Here is a 22,288-nt window from a genome sequence, read left to right on the forward strand (position 1 = left end):
TTAGATATACTTAACATTGTTGTCCATATATAACTTCATAATAAAATAAACTATTAGATTTAAATTTTATGATTTTAATTATTTCAAAAAATTTTTATATAAAGTATATCAATCTAAAATTGAAAAATAATGTGGAGGTGAAACATTGAAAGATAAATATATTGTGCTACCGTTACTGGTCCTGCTTGCATTTGCCGCAGGTATTTCAGGTGCATCAGCAGCAGCTATACCCGCCAATGCTGTTAACCTGACAATGCACCAGAACGCATCGGACCCCACGCAGATAATCGTTGACGTTAACTACAGTGATGACCTTCAGGACGTTGATCCTACAGTAGCAGTTGATGCAAAGCTTGAACTCCTTGAGGGTAACATCACAGGATCAACCATAAATTGGTACTACACGGGTGACCTCAGCGGACCCTCAGCAAGTTACACAGTACCGGAAGATGTTCAGACCGTCTGGCTCAGCTCCTTCACAGGTGCACCTGTACCCCAGGGGGCAGCAAAGCTCTACATGGAGGATGGAAGGAGTTACAGATGGCTCTTCGTCGTTGAGAATGCAACCGGTAAGGTCTTCAAGGTAAGGGCAAGTTCAGTGGCATTCCAGCTTAATTCAACCGGCGGAATTGAGAATGAAACTACACTGGCCAGCACCAACCTCACAGTGGACCTGCAACCACACTTCGAACTCTCAAACCTCACAGTTAACCCCATAAATGGCAGCGCACCCCTCAACGTGACAGTAAAGGTTAACGTCACAAACACTGGTGTTGCAGGGGACTACACAGCTGAGCTTAAGATCAACGGTGAGGTGAAGGAAAGCAGGGAAGTGACCCTTGGCACAGGAGAAACCGAAGAAGTGGAATTCACATGCGAGCTGCCAGCAGGACTCTACACCATTACCGTGGGCGACCTCACACCAGTGACAGTCACATCAACACCAGCAGCACCATCTGCAAGCCCTGCATCAGGAATATACCGCAACAATGTCACTGTGACACTCACAGGCCCTGCAAACTCAACAATATACTACACAACCGATGGCTCAACACCAACGGTCAACAGCACAAGGTACACAGTGCCACTGTTTCTAAACAAATCAACAACACTTCGATTCATGGCAGTTGTTAACGGCGCATCATCAGCGATATCCTCAGCAAGCTACACAATCATGAAGCCGGTGACCCTCACCTACTATGTCAAGGAGAAGGTGAAGAAGTGGTACAAGAAGTGGTACAGGTACCGCGGTAAATGGAGATACAAGTGGAGATACTACTGGACCTACAGGTACGTTAAGAGGACATCCAGCTACTGGCAGGTAGCATAAACCCATTCCACTTTTATTTTTTTAATATACCAGTATCCACCACTTTTTGAATATTCACCAGCTGCATGAAATTCCTTTCCTCAACAGAAAGCGTATTAATCAGCTCCCATAAACTACTACCATGGATGAACATGGAAGATGCATGCTCTGCGAGTGGAGGTGCGGTGCAAATCGAAGGGATGGTGAAAGGGGCGTGTGCGGCGCATCAGAGACTGAAATAGCCTATACATCCGTCTCAGAAACCCTCAGAAGTTATTCAGTGACACTACTCTGCTGCCCATTCAGGTGCGCCTACTGTAACGCCTACCGTATATCCCAGTACCCCCAGTCTGGCTGGATCTACAGGGGACACATTGAACCAGAGGAACTTGCACTTGAGGCCATCAGCGTGATTGAATCACATGGGCACATTTCCAATCTCAGCTTCACAGGGGGAGAACCATCCATACACACTCCCTACATTGAGGAAATGGTAAGGCGAGTAAAGGAAGAAATTGATGTTAGTGTTATCCTCGCAACAAATGGATTCTCAACCCTGGAGCATTAAGGAGGCTCATAAGATTAGCATCCCTCTTCAGCTTTGAGATAAAGGCCCTTTCAGATGAACTTCACAGGAACCTCACCGGAGCACCAGCGGGACCGGTACTCCGAAACGCAGCCCACCTTGCAGAAACTTCCAAAAAAAGGATAAGGGTTTTCAGGACGTTGGTGATCCCTGGAATCAATGACCACGAGATCCCTGAAATAGCAGCCTTCATAGCCTCCATTGACCGGAGATACCCTACAGTCTCATAGGATTCAGACCGAACTTCATGCTCTACTACCACAGGGGCCCGGACAGAGAGCTGATGGAGAGACTCGTTGAGGACTGCAGGGCAGAGGGACTTGAGAGTTGACTATTCAGGACACTACCCCACCTATGAGCTGAAACTTGAGGACAGATTTTGAGGACAGATTGATGGATGCCGGTTGCAGAACCCCAAGAGACTGTGGCAGCTGCAGCGGCGTTTGCAGGGCGGTAATAAGGGAACCCTTGAGGGTTAACTCTTCAGGAACTCCTCAACAAGGTTTCGGGTTTCGTTAAGGGCCTCCAGGGGTATCCCCCTGGGTATTTCACCTGGTTCCCCTTCAACATCCCTCAGAACGCCATCAACACCGAGGAACATCCCCTCGCTTGTCACGCCCATGAAGTTCTGCGGGGGTAGGAGGGCCACAGCGACACGGTCCTTCTCACGGACATCAGGGTCATTGGTGACGACCTTTATGGACCTACCACCAGCATTCACGTTGCACACCTGCAGCTTATCTGCTGATGGGTGTCCACCGACGCTCATGACCTCACCGGCAATTATGTCAACTGCGATGACAGGGTCAGATATTTTTCCGAGCATGAGCCTCCTGTCAAGGTTTCCAAGGGTGTTCAGGGAGAAGCGCACCCTTGCAATGTTCTCCTCAACTTTCTCCCTCTCCTCACGTGGGGCCTCCTCAAGGAACCTCCGGCTCCAGTCCTCACCGCCCAGGGCCTCAACTATCTCCTCAACCTTCTCCCTGATCCCGGTGACCTCGGGACTTGAGGCGAGGTCCTCCGGTTCCATGTAGGAATAGGTGAGGCCCTGAAGTATCCTCTCGATTTCACTGGCAGCCTGAAGGGCGGCCTTCTTCTTCCACTGTCCCCTGAATCCCCCGGATTCAAGGGTTCTCCTGAAGAGGTCAACTGCCTTAACTGCAACCATGAGCCTGTAATCCTTACTGGTATCCCACATTCCAATCACTATCCACAATCATGAAGAAACGGCCTCTTTTCTGCCGCTGCACTGATCTATTATTTCCCTATAAGTATTTAAGCTATAAACAATAATATTAAGCAACAGTAGGGTTATGCAGTGGAGCCCCTGTTAACTGTCTGGTGGTGGAAAAATGGTTGAATTATCCAGTTTATATGGACTTGAAATATACACATCAAGGGGTAAGTACGTTGGAAGGGTCCAGGATGTTGTCCTCAACATCAAGAAGGGACGCGTCTCAACCCTCAAGGTGAGGCCAATGAGGCATGACAAGAAGAACGTGGGCATAAAGGATGTCCTCAAGACAAGCATAAGGATAGTGCCTGAATCCGATGAGATAAGGCCCATACAGGAGGAGGGCATCATAGACATAAACTATGACAGGGTACAGGCAGTTGGGGATATACTGATAATATCACCCGAGGTCTCAGTGGAGAAGAAAGTGAATCCCCTTGAATCCTGATCTTATTTTCGCGTGATACTGATGATGGTGGGTATAGTTGGCTGCGGCGCAATAGCCAACCTCATCACGGGTTTCGTGAGGGATGGCAGGGTACCGGTTAAACTCGGCTTCTTCTATGACAGGGACCTTGAGCGGGCAGAGAACCTTGCCTCAATGGTTGATGGGAGGGCAGTGCTCGATGTTGCCGACATGCTCTCTGATGTGGACCTCGTGGTTGAGGCCGCTTCGCCGGAGGCAGTGAGGGACCTTGTCCCGGAGATACTTGAGGCAGGGAAGGATGTTGTTGTCATGAGCGTAGGGGCCCTCATGGACCCTGAACTCAGAAAGATGCTGGTTGAACTGGCATCCATGAATGATGCAACGATCCATGTCCCATCAGGAGCCATAGTGGGCCTTGACGGTCTCAAGGCCGCATCCATGGGGAACATTGAATCTGTTAAACTCGTCACAAGGAAACCTCCAAGGTCACTGGGAATAAGCATGGATGAGAAGAAGGTCCTCTACAGGGGCAGGGCATCCGAGGCCGTTAAGAAGTTCCCGCTTAACATTAATGTTGCCGCGGCCCTCAGCCTTGCATGCAACCGTGACATTGATGTTGAGATAATAGCCGACCCTGCAGTTGACCGCAACGTCCATGAGGTGACGGTCAGGGGGGATTTCGGTGAGTTCAAGACAATAACAGAGAATGTCCGCTGCTCTGTTAACCCCAAAACCAGTGTTATGGCGGCATACTCAGCAATAAAACTCCTCAAGTCACTCAGCGAAAACATGCACATTGGAACATGATGGCTGGTCATCCTATGCGTGAACATGAGGTCTACTCCAGGCTCAGGGCACCACCATCATCAAGGATCATCCTGAGACTTGATGGCAGGGGATTCCACAGGCTCACAGAGTCCCTTGACTTTGAGAGGCCCTACGATGAGGCCTTCAGGGACCTCATGGTCGGAACATGCCAGGACATCATGGATGAATTCAGCCCCACCCTCATATACACCTTCTCTGATGAGATAAACGTGCTCCTTGACTCTGTACCATTCGCAGGGAGGGTTGAGAAGCTTGACTCGGTATTCGCGGGTTTTGCATCATCATCATTCACCATGAGTGCACTGGAGGCAGGTTTTTCACCTGTTAAGCCGGTTTCCTTTGACTGCCGGGTGATACCCATCTCTTCAGACCTTGTCCCGGAATACTTCAGGTCAAGGCAGGATGAGTCCTGGAGGAACTGCCTAAACAGCTACGCCTACTGGACCCTCCGTCGGGAGGTTGGGGCCAGAAGTGCCGCCCGGAAGCTCCATGGATTGAAGCATGATTCCCTCCATGAACTGCTCTTCGAGAGGGGAGTGAACATCTCCAGGGTCCCAGCATGGCAGAGGAGGGGTGTGGGGATCTACCGCGTACCCCACACGGTTACGGGATACAACCCCCTGAGGGATGAGGAGGTATCTGCTGTGAGGATGAGGGTGAAGGTTGACCTTGAACTCCCCCTCTTCACAGAAGAATTCTTTGAGGGCCTCATGAAATAGCAGGTAAGAAGAGTATCTGAGTGTATCCTGTGTGGGGGCTAGCTGGCATGATGGGGAGTAAGAATCTTATCTGAGTGTATCATATGGGTTTAATTGAGAAGATATTTGCTTTAGCCGGGTTTAAACCGATCAGACGTGTCGTCGTTGATTCTGAGGTCATGGATGAGGCCCTGGAGATAGCCAGAAGATCCCATCCCCATGAATTCGCAGCCCTCCTTGAGGGAAGGCAGGAGGGTGAGGTGCTCCACGTGACCGGCCTGATATTTCTCCCATCAGAGACATCAGATGAGGGGGCTGTCATGGATGTGCTCATGCTCCCACCCTTCACCGGTGCTGTTGGGTCTGTCCACTCCCACCCGGGACCTGTGAACCTCCCATCAGCTGCAGATCTGCACTTCTTTTCAAAGAATGGGCTGTTCCACATTATAATAGCCCACCCCTACACCATGGATACCGTGGCGGCATACACAAGGAACGGTGATCCTGTAGATTTTGAGGTTGTTCCCTGATTGACAGGATGTCTGCAACTAAACAGGGGATTGGATGGTGGCAGGAGCTTCGGAGTCAGACGTGTGTCCGTCTCTCAAGGAAACCATGAAATGAGATTCAGGGGGATAAAGGTTTTATAAGAAAAAACATGAACTGGATCTTCTGTGGGGATAAAGGTATAAGAAAAAGGTAATGGCTGGATCTCAGGATATGAGTTTAGATCTCTATTGCAACCGCATCATCCACGTTGTCCAGCTTCTTAACCTCTTCGATGACCTCTGCAGGGACACTCTGATCTACCTTGAGGACCATCACAGCCTCACCGCCGATCTCCTTCCTGCCGACCTGCATGGTTGCAATGTTTATACCGTGCTGGCCGAGCTTTGTTCCTATGGCACCGATGGTACCCGGCAGGTCCCTGTAGCGTGCTATTATCATGGTACCCTCCGGTTTCACATCGACCCTGTAACCGTTGATCCCGATTATTGTGGGTTCCTTGATGTGTGTCGCCTCAACACTGAACTCGCCCTTATCTGAGGCTGCAGTGGCGATTATGATTGACCTGTAACCATCTGACTCAGACCTGCGGGCCTCTGTAACCATGATGCCCCTCTTCTTTGCAATGGTGGGGGCGTTTATGAGGTTAACGGGTTCTGTGAGTATGGGGTTGAGTATGGCCTGGAGCATGGTCCTTGTGAGGATGTCGAACTGCATCTCCGCCAGTTCACCGCAGTATGTGACATCCAGTTTCTCTATGTTACCCGGGAGTGCCTGTGCAATGATGGCCCCAATCTTCTCTGCCAGTTCAATGTAAGGCTTGAGGGACTTGTAGGTCTCTGAGTCCATCACAGGCATGTTTAGAACGTTCCTCGGTGCACCGCCCTGAAAAACAGTTTTTATCTCATTTGCAACTATGATGGCGGCGTCCCTCTGGGCCTCGGCGGTTGAGGCTCCTATGTGGGGTGTCAGGACAACATTTTCAAGTTCAAGGAGTGGGCTGCCCTCAGGTGGTTCCTCCTCAAATACGTCAAGGGCTGCGCCGGCTATCTCACCATCCTTAAGGGCCCTGTAGAGGGCGTCCTCATCGATTATACCTCCACGGGCACAGTTCACTATGAAGGCGGTTTCCTTCATCAATTTGAATTCATCATCTGATATGAGGTGCCTTGTCTCAGGGGTGAGGGGGACGTGTATGGTCACTATGTCGGATTCCCTCAGGAGGGTTTCAAGGTCTGTGACGGTCACACCCATCTCCTCGGCGGCCTCCCTGCTTATGTAGGGGTCATAGACCAGTATGTCCATGCCGAAGGCCTTTGTCCTCACAACGACCTGTGAGCCTATACGGCCCATACCGATTATACCCAGGGTCTTACCGTTGAGCTCGATACCCATGAACCGGTTCTTCTCCCATTTACCCTCCTTCACGGATCTGTCCGCAATCGAAATCTTCCTTGCGAGTGCCAGCATGAGACCGATTGAGTGCTCTGCAACCGTTATGGATGTGGACTCGGGGGCGTTTATCACCATTATACCGCGTTCGGTGGCGGCCTTAACATCAACGTTGTCAACACCCACACCGGCCCTCGCTATTATCTTGAGGCGAGGAGCCGCCTCTATGACTTCACGTGTAACCTTCGTCCTGCTCCTTACAACGATGGCATCAAAGTCCTTTATGGCATCAAGGAGCTCATCAGGGGTTATGGTGGTGTTGACCACAACCTCCGCCACCTCTTCAAGTTCAGATATTCCCTTTTCATTGATGGAATCAGCAATAAGCACTTTCATCCTGGACATATATTTCACCACACTTATCACAATGAAGATTTTATAGAATGATAAAAGAATCTATAGAGGTAGGGTATATTATAATTATGGGTGGGATCAGCAGGCACCTCTGCCAGTGTGCATCACATGGGGGTGCCCGCTGCAATATCCCATCAGAGGAGGATGAATTATCATGTTCAGCGGATCGGTCACCGTCGATGGCATGGAACTGCCGGAAACATTCCTTGGAAGTGCACCCTTCACAGCCCCAACCTACTTCGGGCACAGGTCAAGGCTCTATGAGATGGACCTCAAAAACAGGCCAGAGGCCATTGCGGAGGTGATTATCGAATCATATGGGATGGGTGTGAGGGGTTTCCAGATCATACCCGAGGGGCAGGTCCTTGAGGCCCTTGAGATGGCGAGGAACGCCGGCTGTGAGTTCACCCTCATGGGTACACTGCGGCATGAACACCTTGAGGAGGACCTCCAGACCCTCTCAGACCTTGGGTCCGCTGCAGTGCTTCTTGATGAACACTACACAGATCTTCTTGAAGCCTCTGAGGTTGCTGAGATTCTGGATGGTGTTGAGGGGATGCTAAGGGGCCTTGCAACGACCATGCCACGGGAGACAACGGTGAGGCTGATTGATGAGGGTGTTGATAACTTCGAACTCTACATGATCCCCGTCAACAGACTTGGCTACATGACAGATTTTCCTGTCTTCCTTGATGATGAGCGGAAGGAACTCGGAGGGCTCCTCAATGAACTCGGGAAAACAGTGGTCGCTGAGAAGGTCCTTGCAGCGGGTATAATCCCACCAGCGGAGGCCTTTGAATTCATAGGGGGTCTTGACTATGTGGATATGGTCGCAGTGGGTGTTGCATCTGTATCCGAGGCAAGGGAGACCTTTAACGAACTCTTCGGGAGGTAATGGATTCTCTGGAGTTAGAGCTGCACTGGAGGTGATGAAGCAGGTGTGTGTCTGCAGTAAGAGGTCAGGTTTCGGGAGCTGAGTTAATCCGTCCACAGCTTTCAGGTCGCTGTTATCACAGAATTTTTATCCATATGATCTCGGGAGGTGTAAATCTTGGATAATACAACAAAGGTACTTATCGTGGCATGTTTTGTTCTCATAGGATCTCTGGGATTCCTCTCCGGTGTTTTCCTCAAAAGGTCCACTGTGGACCACTATGATGTCACCATTGAGGGTGACGAGGGGGTGACCGGAAGCCCTCAGGGCCCATCATGGCACAGGGTTATGAGCTTCACCGGGTCTGGATCTGATTACAGGTGCGTTGATATCAGGGGAAACAAGTTCAAGGTGGTGATTTCGGCTGCACCAATAATCAATTATGATGTGAACACTGTGACAGTGGATGTCCTCAGGGACGGCCAGATCCTGGCATCGGGCACCGCTGATTGGGGTCCAAAAGAGTCACCGAAAAGGAAGAAGAGAATGATCGAGGTTTCAGGGGGCCCGGGATACTACTGCATATCTGTATACGCCTATGAGATTGAGGACTGGGAGGTTACTGTCTGGGACTATTACTGACCCTTCCAATCCATTTTTTGGTTGCCTGTTGCGAGATATTGAAAAAGGCGGTATTCTATTGAAAGCTCATGATATTTGATTAAACAGGTCTTCCACAGCATGCCCGGCAGAGGGATGTCACCCACATGCAGAGCTCGACTCAGTTCATAGACTAACTGCAGGTTTTTCTCTCGGCTATGACCTTGAGGAACTCCTTGCTGCTCTCCATTTCACCGATTTCCCAGCTCTTGATGACGGGGATTCCCTCAATGTTTTCACTTATCCTGGGATTATCGATTATGAACACTGACTCAGAGCCACTTACAAGGGAAAGATCCTTGAGGGGGACAGCCATCCTCCGCAGGGTCCTTGAATCCCTCTGCTTCTCAAGGTTGGTTATCACAGTATTATCAAACCTGATCTCCTTTGCCACAGCATCAAAGGGGGTTTTGTGGGTTTCTATCATGCCAAAGCCAATATCAGCAAGTCTACCTGATGGTTTTATCTCAATTTCATCCCTCTCGGGTACACCGAATATGTCGATGGAGAGGGTTATCCTGATGTTAAGTATCTCCTCCAGGATCATGGCTGTCTCGGGTGATGCCCTTGCAAGTCCATTCTCATACTTGTAGATGGTCTTCCTGGAGACATGGGCGAGGTCAGCCAGGTCCTTGAGTGAGAGGTTGTACTCCTCACGGACCTCCCTGAGGGTTTTACCGTCTATATGAACATAGTAGCCTCCCCGGTCAGCGATTATCTCAGGGTACTCACCATCAACCACCATGTTCCTGAAGGTCTCGGGGGCCACTGCAGGGATACCGTGCCTTTCATAGACAACATCCTCCTCAAGGGGTTCTGTCTTTGACCTCACCCCTATGATAATTGGTGAGGCAAGGAAGGTATGTGCAAGGGTTCTTATCTCATGGGCCTGCAAACTATTTATACCATCAATGTTTACAAGGACCTTAAGCAATAGAAGTAATAGTTTCCTTCTTGCCATGAGGTCGAAGCAGCTCCGCTCATATATGTGTGATGTCTCAAACCCGTTGCTGGCAAGAAGTTCATGTATCTCACGTAATACATGCTCCCTTTTAACTGATCCATCCAATCATATCACCAGGTGAATGTAATGTACAGGCTTCATGTTGGTATAGATGATACAGATTCCCCTGAAGGGATGTGCACAACCTATATATCATGTGTCATAATCCAGGAACTTAAAAGTTGCGGTTTCTCCCTTGAGGGACATCCCCGGCTGATAAGGCTCAACCCCTTCGCACCCCACAAGACCCGTGGCAACGGTGCAGTCACCTTCACTGTGCTTGCAGAATCCCCTGAGGATATTAACACCATAAAGGGCATCGTCCTTCAAGTGGTGGCGGAACTTGCCGAGCTTGATAGGGAGAGGACCAACCCGGGTGTTGTATTCCACACAGGCGAGATCACAGATGAGATGAGGGAATTTGCCCTGTCAGCCATAAGGCTGATACTCAGGATAGAGGACGCCCGGAGGCTCGCAGAGAAGGTCGGTGCAGAGGTGCACGGCTTCAAGAAGGGGAGGGGTATCATAGGGGCCCTTGCAGCCATTGGGTGCCCCCTGGATGACTCCACCTATGAGCTTCTGACCTACAGGGTCCCTGAGAACTATGGTAAACCCAGACGTATCGACCCTGAGTCGGTTGCAAGGATGGATGAGGCAACAGGGACTGAAACCTTTGATAACATCGATGGAGACTACATTGCAATAGAACCCCACACACCCTGCCCCATACTCTATGGTATAAGGGGAGAGTCCCCCGAGGTCCTACTGAGGGCTATGGAGATGGTCTGTGTTGACGAGGAGATTGAAAGGCACTGCATCTTTGAGACCAACCAGCACACCGACCAGCACATACAGGATGCAGTGAGGATCGCGGACATGGAGACCTTCGGATGCTACAGGGTGAGGGGGGAGGTGGTCGACGGTCCGAGGGTGATCGAGGGAGGTCATGTGTTCTTCACCCTTGGTGATGAATCCGGCCAGATTGAATGTGGAGCCTACGAGCCCACAAAGGACTTCAGGAAGATCATCCTTGAACTCATACCCGGAGATGTAGTCACGGTCTACGGGGGCATTGGAGCACAGGGGACCCTTAACATCGAGAAGATCCATATAGAAAGCCTTGCAGATCTTTACGTTGAGGAAAACCCCATCTGCACCTGCGGTAAACGCATGAAATCTGCCGGGAGGAACAAGGGATTCAAGTGCCCCTCATGTGGAAGGAGGCTCAGAAGCTCAGAGAAGGTCAGGAGAGCCATTGAGAGGCCACTTACTGGGGGATACTATGAGGTGCCAACCTGTGCAAGAAGGCACCTCTCAAAGCAGCTGGTGAGGATGGGGATCAGCTCCCCGCCCTTCGAAGCCACTGAGAGCAGCAGCACCCGGCAATCAGCCCACTTTAATAAAAAATGGGAAGATTTATAACAATCACTGTTATATTTAAAGGCAAGATAGTAGGATCAATGATGACCAGAAAACTTGCAGAGTTTGTATCATCACTCTCATACAGTGACATTCCCGGCGATGCCATTGAAATGGCCAGGATATGCTTCCTAGACTTCCTTGGAGTTGCAATGAGGGGCTCCTCTGAGAGGAGTGGTCTGATGGCACTGAGGGCCATGGGTAAAGGCTCAGGCGGGGCCACCATCATAGGTCATGGGAGGGGTGACGCTGAAAGGGCGGCCCTCCTCAACGGCATATTCGCCCATAACCTTGACCTTGATGATGGACACCGTGGGGCCCAGATGCACCCGGGATCATGTGTGATCCCTGCGGCCCTTGCAGCTGCAGAGACCAGCGGGGCGACCTTCAGGGACCTCATAACAGCCATGGTGGCAGGATACGAGGTCGCCATCTTCATGGGCATCCTCGCAAATCCAGGGCACAGGGAACTTGGATTCCATACAACGGGGACCTGCGGAACATTCGGAGCCGCAGCAGCGGCCTCAAGTATCATATGCTCTGATGTGGATGCCGTCGTCAATGCCCTGGGGATCGCAGCCACCCAGGCAGCAGGACTCCTGGAATCGGACCATGCAGGGACCATGGCAAAGCACCTTCACCCTGGAAGGGCAGCCCAGTCCGGACTGATATCTGCCAGGCTAGCCTCCCATGGCTTCACAGGCGCAGAGTCGGTTATCGAGGGAGATGAGGGATTCCTGCGTGCAATGTGCCGTCCGGAGGGTCAAAACATAAATGAAACGCCAGAAATAGGGGCTTTCCACATAAGGGACGTTTACCTCAAGAGGTACCCTGTCTGCAGGCACCTGCACTCCACCCTGGATGCTGCAGCTGAGATAATCATGGAGAACGATTTCAGTGCATCGGAGATAGAGGAGGTAACTGTCTCAACCTACAGGATCGCAGCGGAGCATGACAGCTACTCCCCGGCTACTGTGGAGGCGGTGCGGCAGAGCCTCCCGGTGTCGTTGGCAATAATGCTTGAGTCGGGAGAGCTGAGGGTTGAAGACCTTGAAGGTGAAGTATGCAGGGAGATGGCCTCCAGGATAAGGATTGAGGTTGACCCTGCTCTGGAGGAACTCCGGAACATGAGGCCCTCAAGGGTGACTGTAAGGCTCAGAAACGGTGATGTCCTCACAGCTTACAGGGAGCTCCCCAGGGGTGAACCAGAGGAACCCTACACCTGGGATGATATTGTTGAGAAGTTCAGGGAACTGAACCCTGGATATGATACAGAAAGGCTTGAGGTTACAGGAGAGGCTGATCAGGAACCTGTTACTGAGGTGATGCTTGAGTTGTTGGGTGGGTGATCAGGCTCTGGGCCTGGGATCCTTAAGTGATGCTAGAACATGGTCTGTGATCCTGGAACTGTCAGGCAAATGATCCGGATGACATGGAAATCCCACACGGGCAAAGTTAAACTGGAGGTGAAAAATTGGAAGAAACCCGCAGATACCTTGATAGGATTGGAATAGGGGCCCCCAGGGGCGAATCAGAGAAGAGGTTCAGTGATGGAGGCCAGTACAGATTCGAGGTCCCGGGCATACAGAGGCCCGGCACCATGGCAGCCCTCATAGATGCAATGGAGCAGCAGGATGTAAGGGTCCACAGGGTCACACAGACCCGGGGCATAATGCTCCTCACTGACACCGAGATCGAGGAGATGGCAGGGATGGCCAGGGAGACAGGAATCGAACTCTTCCTGAGCGTAGGGCCAAGGGCGACCTATGATACCAGTGCCTCCGCAAGGACCCCCGAGGGTGCAAGGATAGGCTACAGGCTCAGGGGATACGATAACCTTGTCTACGCAGTGGAGGACGTTAAGAGGGCAGCTGAACTCGGCGTCAGGGGTATAGTGGTCTATGACGAGGGGCTCCTCTGGGTTCTTGGAAGGATGCGGGCCGACGGTGAACTTCCAGCCGACCTCCACCTTAAGGTCTCGGCCCACTGCGGCCACGGAAATCCTGCCTCAGCAAGGCTGCTCCAGGATATCGGTGCGGACTCCCTGAATCCGGTGAGGGACCTCCAGATACCGATGCTGGCATCACTCAGGGAGGCCATTGACATTTCAATTGATGTTCACACAGAGAACCCGAAGTCCTCAGGGGGATTCATAAGGCACTACGAGGTTCCGGATATCATAAGGTACGCAGCACCTGTCTACCTCAAGACTGGGGGCTCCGTGGCAGGGCACCATGGCTGGGAAACCACCGAGGCCCAGGCCCGTGAGAGGATAAGGCAGGTTGTCCTTGTGAGGGACATGATAGAGCGCTACTACCCTGAGGCAGTACTATCTGAGGGCGGTGACCTCTCCATACCGGTGGGGGGAGGATAGCTTGGATCTCGCTGCGAGGGTCAGGGATGCCATCATCCAGGCATCAACCACCTACTCCCCCGACGTCCTCAGGGCCTATGAGAGGGCCCTTGAGGTGGAGGAGGATGAGAGATCTGCATGGGTACTTGAACTTCTAATTGAAAACGCCCGCATAGCAGGGAGAGAGGGAAGACCCCTCTGTGATGATACAGGGATACCCCACCTGATAGTGGAGGTGGGGGAGGACGCCAGTCTACCCGCAGGCTTCTTCAACCACCTGAAGAGGGGTGTTGAGGAGGGCCTCAGGGAACTCCCGGGACGCCCAATGGCTGTAAGGGGTGATGAGGTGGAGAGGATAGAGCAGAGCAGGGGACTGTATAGTGATCCAGCGAAACTCCCACCAGCACCCTTCCTGGTGGATTCAGCACCCGGTGACGGGGTTAAGATCCATGTACTCATGCTGGGAGGAGGCCCCGAGATAAGGGCGAGGACAAGGAGGATATTCCACAGACACAGTTATAGAAAAGTATTTGAGGAAGTTATAACATGGATGAAAACAGAGGTCCCGATGCTGGGATGCACACCATGCATACCGGTTATAGGTGTCGGGAGAACTCATTTTGAGGCCACTGGCCTTATGCTCAGGGCCATGGCAACACGAAGTCTTGACGAACAGTCCGGGATTGAGGAGCATATCACACAATCCCTTAACAGTACCGGGACAGGACCCCTTGGTCTTGGGGGATCCACTACAGCCATGGGGGCCATGGTTAATGTGGGGCCCCAGAGGGCCAGCGGTGTGAGGATAGTCTCAATGAGGCTGGCATGCTGTGTGGAGCCCAGGAGGGCAACAATAGATCTCTGAGGTGAATGAATGGCTATAGGAAAGGAATCACTTGAGAATGTATTCAGGGTGGGTTCCCCAAGGTGGAGGACCTCCATTACGCGTGTTGAGCCTAACCGTATTGTTACGAGGGGTTATTCTCAGGAGGATCTGATTGGTGGTGTTTCCTTTTCTGAGATGGTTTATCTTTTGATAAGGGGTGAGCTGCCCCCTCAGAATGTTGCCCGTATGCTTGAGGCTGTCCTGGTGTCCTTCTGTGATCATGGTGTCACCCCTCCGAGTACTCAGGCTGCCCGTATGATTGCTTCGGCTGGTTCCCCGGTTCATGCCTGTATTGCGGGGGGTCTTCTGGCCTTTGGTAAGAATCATGCTGGTGCCATTGAGCGTTCCATGAAGCTTTTCCAGGAGACGGTTTCATCCTGTGATTCTGAGGATGAGATCCCTGATGCTGCGGTGAGGCTGGTTGATGATCACCTCCAGGCCAACAGGAGGGTTCCGGGGTTCGGGCACCGGTACCATAACGCGGACCCCCGGGCTGTCCGGTTACTGGAACTTGCAGAGGATTACGACTGTGTGGGGCCACACACAGCCCTTGCCATGGAGGTCCAGGAGATACTACTGAAGCGCAAGGGCGTCCGCATGAACGTTGATGGGGCCAACGCCGGCATACTCTCAGATATGGGCTTCGACTGGAGGACAGGCGCAGGACTCTTCATGATAGGACGCCTACCCGGACTCATATCCCACGTATACGAGGAAAAGGTCAGGGAACCAGCCTTCAGAAAATTCTTCGAAATCGAAGAAATACACTACGACGGCGAAGAGGAGAGAGACCTTTCGGCTGGAGCCGACCTGGAGCCCATGCCCGAGTAGGTTTCATCCCATTAAGCCCATATGGATTGCTAATAGGTACTGGAGATTCATATAAGAACTTCAATTCCGGTTAAATTTCATAGAATGACTCAATTAATAGCAGGAGGGATTTAAAAGGCTTGGTTAACTGAATAGGATTAGGTGACTTTTGAATAAAATAGTAAAAGATAAATATACCACGAAATAGACCTTTGCATTAATAGGGTGATTCATATGACAACGATATCTGAAGCTATCACTACCATAAAGAAGGCTGAGAATGATGCTGACAGGTTGATACAGGAGGCCAGAGAAAAATCATCCCAGTTACTCGAAGACGCCAGGAACAGATCAGCGGAGCTCCTTGAGAAGGCAGAGCGAGAGGCCAGTGAGAAGGGCGATGAGATAATACTGGAGGCAGAGGAAAGGGCCAGGAAGGAAGCCATTGAAATCTCAGGGAAGGCAAAGCGTGAAGTGGAGACAATGAAATCAGCGGCAATGGGGAAGGTCCCGGAGGCTGCCAGTGTTATTGTGAAAAGTATCTTGTAGTGTGAGTGACATGTTTCTACCGGCAAGGATGCGAAAACTCAAGATCATAACCCTGGATCAGTACTCGGATTCGGTGGTTCGTTCCTTGCATGAGGAGGGTGTAACCCAGATAGATGATATCTCAGAGCGCATCCAGCAGGATGCAGAGTGGCGCCAGATACTGAAACCATCAAGGGCGACACCATACACCGGAAGGGTGTCATCTCTCCTCATGAAGACCACCGGTATCCTGGACTTCCTGGGCTCAGTCGCAGCCGAGGAGAAGGGTCTAAGGGATACCATAAGGGAGTTCATCAACCCCCCGATATTCGAGAAGAGGGAGGTTGAGGAAATGGACACAGAATCCCTCATCAAAAGGGCTGAGGAGATCCTGGGAAGGGTCGAGTCAGAGACCAGGGTTATGGAAGAAAAATTGAATGAGCTTGATTCAGAAAAGTCCACTGTCGAATCAAGCCTATCTGTTGCAGAAAAACTGAAGGATTTTGATATTGATTTTTCCGATCTCCATGATTCAGAGTACATAACAGGAATCGCAGGAAGGATAACGGCTGAGAACCTCCCGGAACTCAGAGAGAAACTTGCAGAGATCACAGAAGAACTGATAGTATCTGACAAAGAGGGAGAAAACAGGGATGAACGTGTTCTGATCATTGTAACACTGAAGAAACATGCGGACAGCATAGCATCTGTCCTCCGGAGGATGGAATTCGAAAGATTTGAGATCAGTGAACTCCGTGGCAGACCATCAGAGATCATATCTTCCTCAAAGACCCGCCTTGAGGAGATCAGCAGGGAACGACAGGAGATCATCTCAAAATTAAGGGATATAAACGCTGAATGGGAGGACGAGCTCCTTGTCCTCAAGGAACAGCTTGAAATAGAGAAGGAGAGAAATGAGGTATTCTCCCATTTCGGCGAAACAAGGAAGACGGTGATGCTGGAGGCATGGGTCCCCCTCAAGGAGGCTGATAGGGTCATCGCCGTGGTTGAGGAATCATCTAAGGGCCACTGCGTGACAGACCTGGAGGAACCAGACCCTGAGGAGGTACCGGTGCTCCTGGACAACCCGAGATTTGCAAAGCCCTACGAGACCTTCGTTGAGATGTACTCACCACTAAAGTACAACGAGATCGACCCGACGATCTTCATGGCCTTCGTGTTCCCATTCTTCTTCGGGTTCTGCCTTACAGATGCCGGTTACGGTATAATCGACGCCCTGATAGGTTTAATACTCTACAGGGGTCTGGGTAAGGTCAACAACTTCATGAGGAACTTCGGTATCATCATGATGTCCTGTGGTGTGTGGGCATTCATACTCGGGATGGTCGCCAACGGGTTCATAGGGGACTTCTTCCCACGGTTCCTCAACATAACACTGCCAACGGTTATACCGGCAATAGACGCATTTGTGAACCCCCAGAACATACTGATAATGGCACTCACCGTGGGTGTTCTCCACATAAACTTTGGTCTCATATTAGGCGCAAGGAACAACATAAGGCTCGGGAACATGAGGGATGCCCTCGGATCCCAGATTGTATGGCTGATCCTTGAACTCGGTATAATCCTATACCTGCTTGGGGGCATGATTGTCGGGGCGCCAGTGATAGTCCTGGCCTTCGCCATGCTAATCTACTACAACGGCCTCTTCGGGCTAATGGATATATCCGGGTTCCTTGGTACTCTACTCTCATATGCAAGGCTCCTTGCACTGTGTCTATCAACGGGTGGTATAGCCATGACCGTGAACATCCTCACGGGCCTCAGCTATGAGATGATACCCGTCATCGGAGTGGTACTTGCCCCGATAATATTCGTGTTCGGGCACATAGCCAACAACGCCTTCCAGAGCCTTGGTGCCTTCATAAACTCACTTCGTCTACATTATGTTGAATTCTTCGCCCAGTTCTACATGGGTGGAAAAAACAAATTCAATGCATTTCGTGCTGAAAGAAACTTCACTAAGATAAGGAGGTAAATAGAATGGTTGAAATAGCATTAGGAACTGCTTTAGCAGCAATAGGTGCTGGAGTTGCAGTAGGATTCGCAGGTCTTGGTTCAGGATTAGGTCAGGGTATAGCAGCCGCAGGAAGTGTTGGTGCAGTTGCAGAGGATCCTGACATGTTCGCGAGGGGTATTATATTCGCAGCCCTTTCAGAGACACAGGCTATCTATGGTTTCCTGATCGCCATACTTCTCCTGGTGTTCTCAGGACTCCTTGGAGGAGGAAAGGGACTGGATGTTACAGCCGGACTTGTTGCCGTGGGTGCAGGTGCAGCCATAGGATTCGCAGGTCTTGGTTCAGGTATGGGTCAGGGTATAACATCAGCATCATCAGTGGGTGCAGTTGCAGAGGATCCTGACATGTTCGCGAGGGGTGTTATATTCGCAGCCCTTTCAGAGACACAGGCTATCTATGGTTTCCTGATCGCCATACTTCTCCTGGTCTTCGGCGGAATACTAGGAGGCTAATTAGATGAGTTCCGGAGCCGAAAAAATTGTCTCCAGTATAATGTCAGAGGCTCAGGCAAAGGCTAACGCCATAATTCAGGAAGCTGAAGAGGAAGCTGCAGGTATACTGAAGGAGGGCGAAAAAAGGGCCCAGATTGTCAGTGAACGCATACTCGAATCAGCCAGGAAGCAGGCTGATATGAGGTACCAGCAGATAATCTCAGAGGCCAAGATGAATGCAAGGCGTGCAGAACTGGAGGCAAGGGAAGAGGTAATACAGGAGGCCTTCAAAAGGGCTGAAGAGGAACTTGAAAACCTGGCATCCACCTCCAATGAGGAATACCTCACTGCCCTCAGGGGCATGATAAAGGAGGCAGCGGTTGAGATAGGTGGAGGCGACCTTGTTGTCAGCATGAAGGAGGACGACAGGTCCCATGACCCTGGACTCGACAAAATCGCAGCTGAAGTGGAAGCCGAAACAGGCAAAAAAACAACCCTGGAGGTTGGAGACAGCATCAGAACCATTGGAGGAGCATTGGTAAGGACAAAGGATGGTCTGATAGAGGTTAACAACACAATAGAGGCCAGGATGTCCCGTTTCAGAAAGGCTCTACGTTCAGAGGTGGCCAGGGTTCTTTTCGAATAAAAGGGGAGATAACAGATGGCTGACAGCATCACAACAATTGTAACAGCGCTCGGATTCCCTTCAATAGAACCTTTTATAGGCTTAATCCTCCTGGGAGGGGCAATTATAGGTGCTATTGTTGTAATAGCAACTATAAGGCCTGTATTAGATCTATTCCCCTTCGCATACCCTAACGCCAGAGTCAGGGCACGAATAGGACGCCTACTAAATGAGAAACAGCTATCAGAGATCCTTGAAACCGAGTCCATGGAGGAGTTCAAGAACTACCTCCGGGGACTCCCTGACTACTCCAGATACATTGACAGGTTTCCCATTGAGAAGGCCCTTGAGAGTCAGCTTGCAGAGACCTATGAGATGGTATCCCAGATAGCACCAGCATCCATAAGGGACCCCTTCAGGGCAAACCTGAAGAGATGGGATGTGAGGAACATCAAGAGCCTCATAACAGCAAAGGCCGCCGGTCTCAGTGCCGAGGAGACACTGGACCTCCTTGTCCCTGGAGGTGAGATCTATGAGATTATCGAGGGCCTTGCAGACGCTTCAAGTGTCCAGGAGGTTGTAACAGGCCTTGAGGGTACAGAGTACGCCGATGTACTTGGGGACGCCCTATCTGACTACGAGGAGACAGGCATGCTCCTCCCAATGGAGGCAGCTCTTGATAAGAGGTTCCTTGAGGGACTCATAAGGGCAGTTGGAAGTCCATCAGATGACAACACAAAGATGCTACACACCTACTTCGGGACCATGGTTGACATATCCAACCTTAAAATAATACTCCGTGCAAAGGCAGATGGCCTCAGCTACGATGACATAAGTCCATACATAGTACCCCACGGCTACCAGATCAGGGAATGGAAACTCAAGGACCTCATGGAATCAGAGGATGTCAGTGGAGTTATAAGCGGCCTTGAGGGTACAGATTACGGTCAGATGCTATCAGAGGCCCTCTCAGAGTACACATCAACGGGTTCAGTGGCTGTATTCGAGCGTGTCCTTGAGGACAACCTCAACAGGATGGCAAGGAACTTTGCAGTCAAGAAGCCCTTCGGTGTTGGTCCGATGATAGGGTTCCTCAGCAGGAAGGAAGTTGAGGTGAAGAACCTCAAGGTCATAGCAAGGAGCAAGAGGGAGCCAGGATTTCCTGAAGCAATGGTTAAGGAGATGTTAGTATGACTTCAAATATTGCAGTGGTTGGTGACAGGGACACTGTAACAGGGTTCAGACTCGGAGGCGTCAGGGAAGGCTACGTCGTTGAAACACCTGAAGAGGCAGAGGAAACCATAAGAAAACTTGTAAGTGATGGCTTCTCCATAATAATCGTCACAGAAAAGATTGGTGATGAACTGAGGGAATTTATAGAGGAAACCACAAGTTCAAGCGCATTACCAATGATAATAGAGATACCAGACAAGACAGGCCCCTCAGAACGTGAAACAGATCCACTGAGGGACCTTATTAAAAGAGTTATTGGGGTTGAGATGGTAAAATGACACAGGAAGGAAGGATTATAAAAATAGCGGGTCCTGTTATCATCGCCGAGGGGATGAGAGGATCCCAGATGTATGAAATGGTTAAGGTGGGTGAAGACAAGCTCATAGGAGAAATCATTGAACTTGAGGGTGACACAGCAACAATTCAGGTCTATGAGGAAACCGCAGGTATAAAACCTGGAGAGACCGTTGAAAGAACAGGCGGCCCACTATCCGTGGAACTGGGACCTGGAATACTGGGTTCAATCTTCGACGGTATCCAGAGACCCCTCGAGAACATCAAGGCACTCACCGGAGACTACATAGAGAGGGGAGTGGACGTACCATCACTTCCAAAGGATAAGAAATGGACCTTCAAACCCACAGCCCTGGAGGGCCAGATGGTTAAGGGAGGGGACATAATCGGTGAGGTTGAGGAGACATCCTCAATAACCCACAGGATAATGGTCCCACCAAACATTGAAGGTAAACTCACAATGATAGCCCCCCAGGGCGAATACACCGTGCTTGATGATATAGCAGAGGTTGAAACCGGGAGGGGAACAGAAAAGATTCAGATGCTACAGAAGTGGCCTGTAAGGAAGGGCCGACCCTACAAGAAGAAACTTGACCCTGACGTCCCCCTCATAACAGGTCAGAGGGCACAGGACACCTTCTTCTCAGTAGCCAAGGGGGGTACAGCAGCCATACCAGGACCCTTCGGTTCAGGTAAAACAGTTACACAGCAGCAGCTGGCAAAGTGGGCCGACGCAGACATAATCGTCTATGTTGGATGCGGTGAGAGGGGTAACGAGATGACCGAGGTTCTCAAGGAGTTCCCTGAACTGGAGGACCCCAAGACAGGTAACCCCCTCATGGACAGGACAGTGCTCATAGCAAACACCTCAAACATGCCGGTGGCTGCAAGGGAGGCCTGTGTGTACACAGGTATAACCATAGCCGAGTACTTCAGGGACATGGGATACGACGTCGCCCTCATGGCAGACTCAACCTCAAGGTGGGCCGAGGCAATGAGGGAGATCTCAGGAAGGCTCGAGGAGATGCCAGGTGAAGAGGGATACCCAGCATACCTCGCATCAAGGCTTGCACAGTTCTATGAGCGTGCAGGAAGGGTCACCACCATAGGATCAGAGGATAAGATAGCCTCAGTATCAGTTGTTGGTGCGGTTTCACCACCTGGCGGGGACCTCTCAGAGCCTGTCACACAGAACACCCTCAGGATATGTAAGGTGTTCTGGGCCCTTGACGCATCACTGGCAGACAAGCGTCACTTCCCTGCCATAGACTGGCTTCAGAGCTACTCACTCTACATTGACAGTGTCCAGGACTGGTGGGCCAGCAACGTGGACCCTGAATGGAGGAGTGTGAGGGACGAGGCAATGGCCCTCCTCCAGAAGGAGGCAGAGCTCCAGGAGATCGTTCAGCTCGTCGGACCCGACGCACTTCCAGACAGGGAGAGGATAACCCTTGAGACAACCAGGATGATAAGGGAAGACTTCCTCCAGCAGAACGCCTACCACGAGGTGGACACCTACTGCTCACCATCAAAGCAGTTCGAGATGCTCAGGACCATCATAATGTTCCACAGGAATGCAACAGCAGCCCTCGAGAAGGGGGCACCCGCCGCTGACATAATATCCCTCCCTGTTAAGGAGGACATAGGGCGTATGAAGTACATACCTGAAGAGGAATTCCCTGCAAGGATCAAGGAGATCCAGGAAAGGATCGTCAAGGAATGTAGTGAGGTGTGAA

General features: G+C 51.0%; 23 protein-coding genes. 20 read left to right on the forward strand and 3 right to left on the reverse strand.

Annotated elements, in window-relative coordinates; genetic code table 11:
• The first annotated feature begins 145 nt into the window (after positions 1-145).
• Both DNK57_RS06255 and DNK57_RS09125 read left to right on the forward strand, forming a co-directional pair.
• A complete protein-coding gene (locus DNK57_RS06255) occupies positions 146-1,330 on the forward strand; it encodes a chitobiase/beta-hexosaminidase C-terminal domain-containing protein (RefSeq protein ID WP_192962125.1) in 1,185 nt (394 codons plus the stop codon).
• A 121-nt stretch (positions 1,331-1,451) separates the two neighbouring features.
• Positions 1,452-1,877, forward strand: a complete 426-nt coding sequence (locus DNK57_RS09125; RefSeq protein WP_226891114.1) for a radical SAM protein — start codon at positions 1,452-1,454, stop codon at positions 1,875-1,877.
• A 493-nt stretch (positions 1,878-2,370) separates the two neighbouring features.
• On the opposite strand, the gene DNK57_RS06265 is transcribed toward DNK57_RS09125, so the two are convergent.
• A complete protein-coding gene (locus DNK57_RS06265) occupies positions 2,371-3,093 on the reverse strand; it encodes a tRNA-binding protein (protein WP_192962126.1) in 723 nt (240 codons plus the stop codon).
• A 154-nt stretch (positions 3,094-3,247) separates the two neighbouring features.
• Here DNK57_RS06265 and DNK57_RS06270 point away from each other — a divergent pair, with 154 nt between their 5' ends.
• The 4 genes from DNK57_RS06270 (at position 3,248) to DNK57_RS06285 (ending at position 5,612) form a co-directional block, all read left to right on the forward strand.
• On the forward strand, positions 3,248-3,577 hold the full coding sequence (locus DNK57_RS06270) for a PRC-barrel domain-containing protein (RefSeq protein ID WP_192962127.1): 330 nt from the start codon (positions 3,248-3,250) through the stop codon (positions 3,575-3,577).
• 21 nt (positions 3,578-3,598) lie between these two features.
• Entirely contained in the window at positions 3,599-4,363 is a 765-nt protein-coding gene (locus DNK57_RS06275; RefSeq protein ID WP_192962314.1) for an aspartate dehydrogenase, read from the forward strand.
• A gap of 14 nt (positions 4,364-4,377) precedes the next feature.
• Positions 4,378-5,103: a tRNA(His) guanylyltransferase Thg1 family protein gene (locus tag DNK57_RS06280; protein ID WP_192962128.1), complete on the forward strand. Its 726-nt coding sequence runs from the start codon at positions 4,378-4,380 to the stop codon at positions 5,101-5,103.
• 83 nt (positions 5,104-5,186) lie between these two features.
• The gene (locus DNK57_RS06285) at positions 5,187-5,612 is read left to right on the forward strand and encodes a Mov34/MPN/PAD-1 family protein (RefSeq protein ID WP_192962129.1); all 426 of its coding nucleotides are present in this window, start codon (positions 5,187-5,189) and stop codon (positions 5,610-5,612) included.
• Between the two features lie 196 nt (positions 5,613-5,808).
• Here DNK57_RS06285 and serA read toward each other — a convergent pair whose 3' ends face one another.
• On the reverse strand, positions 5,809-7,377 hold the full coding sequence (serA, locus tag DNK57_RS06290) for a phosphoglycerate dehydrogenase (RefSeq protein WP_192962315.1): 1,569 nt from the start codon (positions 7,375-7,377) through the stop codon (positions 5,809-5,811).
• Between the two features lie 172 nt (positions 7,378-7,549).
• Here serA and DNK57_RS06295 point away from each other — a divergent pair, with 172 nt between their 5' ends.
• Positions 7,550-8,290, forward strand: a complete 741-nt coding sequence (locus tag DNK57_RS06295) for a hypothetical protein (RefSeq protein ID WP_192962130.1) — start codon at positions 7,550-7,552, stop codon at positions 8,288-8,290.
• Positions 8,291-8,446: 156 nt separating this feature from the next.
• Entirely contained in the window at positions 8,447-8,911 is a 465-nt protein-coding gene (locus DNK57_RS06300) for a hypothetical protein (protein WP_115892068.1), read from the forward strand.
• 151 nt (positions 8,912-9,062) lie between these two features.
• Here the strand turns inward: DNK57_RS06300 and DNK57_RS06305 are convergent, their stop codons facing one another.
• Positions 9,063-9,998 carry a transcriptional regulator gene (locus tag DNK57_RS06305; RefSeq protein ID WP_115892069.1) on the reverse strand — a complete coding sequence of 312 codons (936 nt, stop codon included), beginning with the start codon at positions 9,996-9,998 and terminating at the stop codon, positions 9,063-9,065.
• 21 nt (positions 9,999-10,019) lie between these two features.
• On the opposite strand from DNK57_RS06305, the gene DNK57_RS06310 reads away from it, so the two are divergent.
• The 12 genes from DNK57_RS06310 (at position 10,020) to DNK57_RS06365 (ending at position 22,287) form a co-directional block, all read left to right on the forward strand.
• Positions 10,020-11,354 (forward strand): tRNA(Ile)(2)-agmatinylcytidine synthase, encoded by a 1,335-nt coding sequence (locus DNK57_RS06310; protein ID WP_192962131.1) that lies wholly within the window; start codon positions 10,020-10,022, stop codon positions 11,352-11,354.
• Positions 11,339-12,700, forward strand: coding sequence for an MmgE/PrpD family protein (locus tag DNK57_RS06315; RefSeq protein ID WP_192962132.1), 1,362 nt, complete (start codon positions 11,339-11,341; stop codon positions 12,698-12,700). The genes DNK57_RS06310 and DNK57_RS06315 overlap by 16 nt, the downstream gene beginning before the upstream one ends.
• A gap of 125 nt (positions 12,701-12,825) precedes the next feature.
• Positions 12,826-13,725, forward strand: coding sequence for a peptidase (locus tag DNK57_RS06320; protein WP_192962133.1), 900 nt, complete (start codon positions 12,826-12,828; stop codon positions 13,723-13,725).
• A gap of 1 nt (position 13,726) precedes the next feature.
• Positions 13,727-14,569 carry a fumarate hydratase gene (locus DNK57_RS06325; protein WP_192962134.1) on the forward strand — a complete coding sequence of 281 codons (843 nt, stop codon included), beginning with the start codon at positions 13,727-13,729 and terminating at the stop codon, positions 14,567-14,569.
• Between the two features lie 9 nt (positions 14,570-14,578).
• Positions 14,579-15,421 (forward strand): citryl-CoA lyase, encoded by an 843-nt coding sequence (locus tag DNK57_RS06330; protein WP_192962135.1) that lies wholly within the window; start codon positions 14,579-14,581, stop codon positions 15,419-15,421.
• A 213-nt stretch (positions 15,422-15,634) separates the two neighbouring features.
• Positions 15,635-15,949 carry an ATP synthase archaeal subunit H gene (gene ahaH / locus DNK57_RS06335; protein ID WP_192962136.1) on the forward strand — a complete coding sequence of 105 codons (315 nt, stop codon included), beginning with the start codon at positions 15,635-15,637 and terminating at the stop codon, positions 15,947-15,949.
• A 10-nt stretch (positions 15,950-15,959) separates the two neighbouring features.
• Positions 15,960-17,927 (forward strand): V-type ATP synthase subunit I, encoded by a 1,968-nt coding sequence (locus tag DNK57_RS06340; protein ID WP_192962137.1) that lies wholly within the window; start codon positions 15,960-15,962, stop codon positions 17,925-17,927.
• Positions 17,928-17,932: 5 nt separating this feature from the next.
• Complete coding sequence (locus tag DNK57_RS06345; protein ID WP_115892077.1) at positions 17,933-18,421, forward strand: V-type ATP synthase subunit K; 489 nt, start codon at positions 17,933-17,935, stop codon at positions 18,419-18,421.
• Between the two features lie 4 nt (positions 18,422-18,425).
• Positions 18,426-19,046, forward strand: a complete 621-nt coding sequence (locus DNK57_RS06350; RefSeq protein ID WP_115892078.1) for a V-type proton ATPase subunit E — start codon at positions 18,426-18,428, stop codon at positions 19,044-19,046.
• Between the two features lie 15 nt (positions 19,047-19,061).
• Positions 19,062-20,219 (forward strand): V-type ATP synthase subunit C, encoded by a 1,158-nt coding sequence (locus DNK57_RS06355; RefSeq protein ID WP_192962138.1) that lies wholly within the window; start codon positions 19,062-19,064, stop codon positions 20,217-20,219.
• The gene (locus DNK57_RS06360; protein ID WP_192962139.1) at positions 20,216-20,536 is read left to right on the forward strand and encodes a V-type ATP synthase subunit F; all 321 of its coding nucleotides are present in this window, start codon (positions 20,216-20,218) and stop codon (positions 20,534-20,536) included. Before DNK57_RS06355 ends, DNK57_RS06360 begins: the two co-directional genes overlap by 4 nt.
• A complete protein-coding gene (locus tag DNK57_RS06365; protein ID WP_192962140.1) occupies positions 20,533-22,287 on the forward strand; it encodes an ATP synthase subunit A in 1,755 nt (584 codons plus the stop codon). The genes DNK57_RS06360 and DNK57_RS06365 overlap by 4 nt, the downstream gene beginning before the upstream one ends.
• Position 22,288 lies beyond the last annotated feature (1 nt).

The sequence above is a fragment of the Methanothermobacter thermautotrophicus genome (genome assembly GCF_014889545.1).
GTDB lineage: Archaea > Methanobacteriota > Methanobacteria > Methanobacteriales > Methanothermobacteraceae > Methanothermobacter > Methanothermobacter thermautotrophicus_A.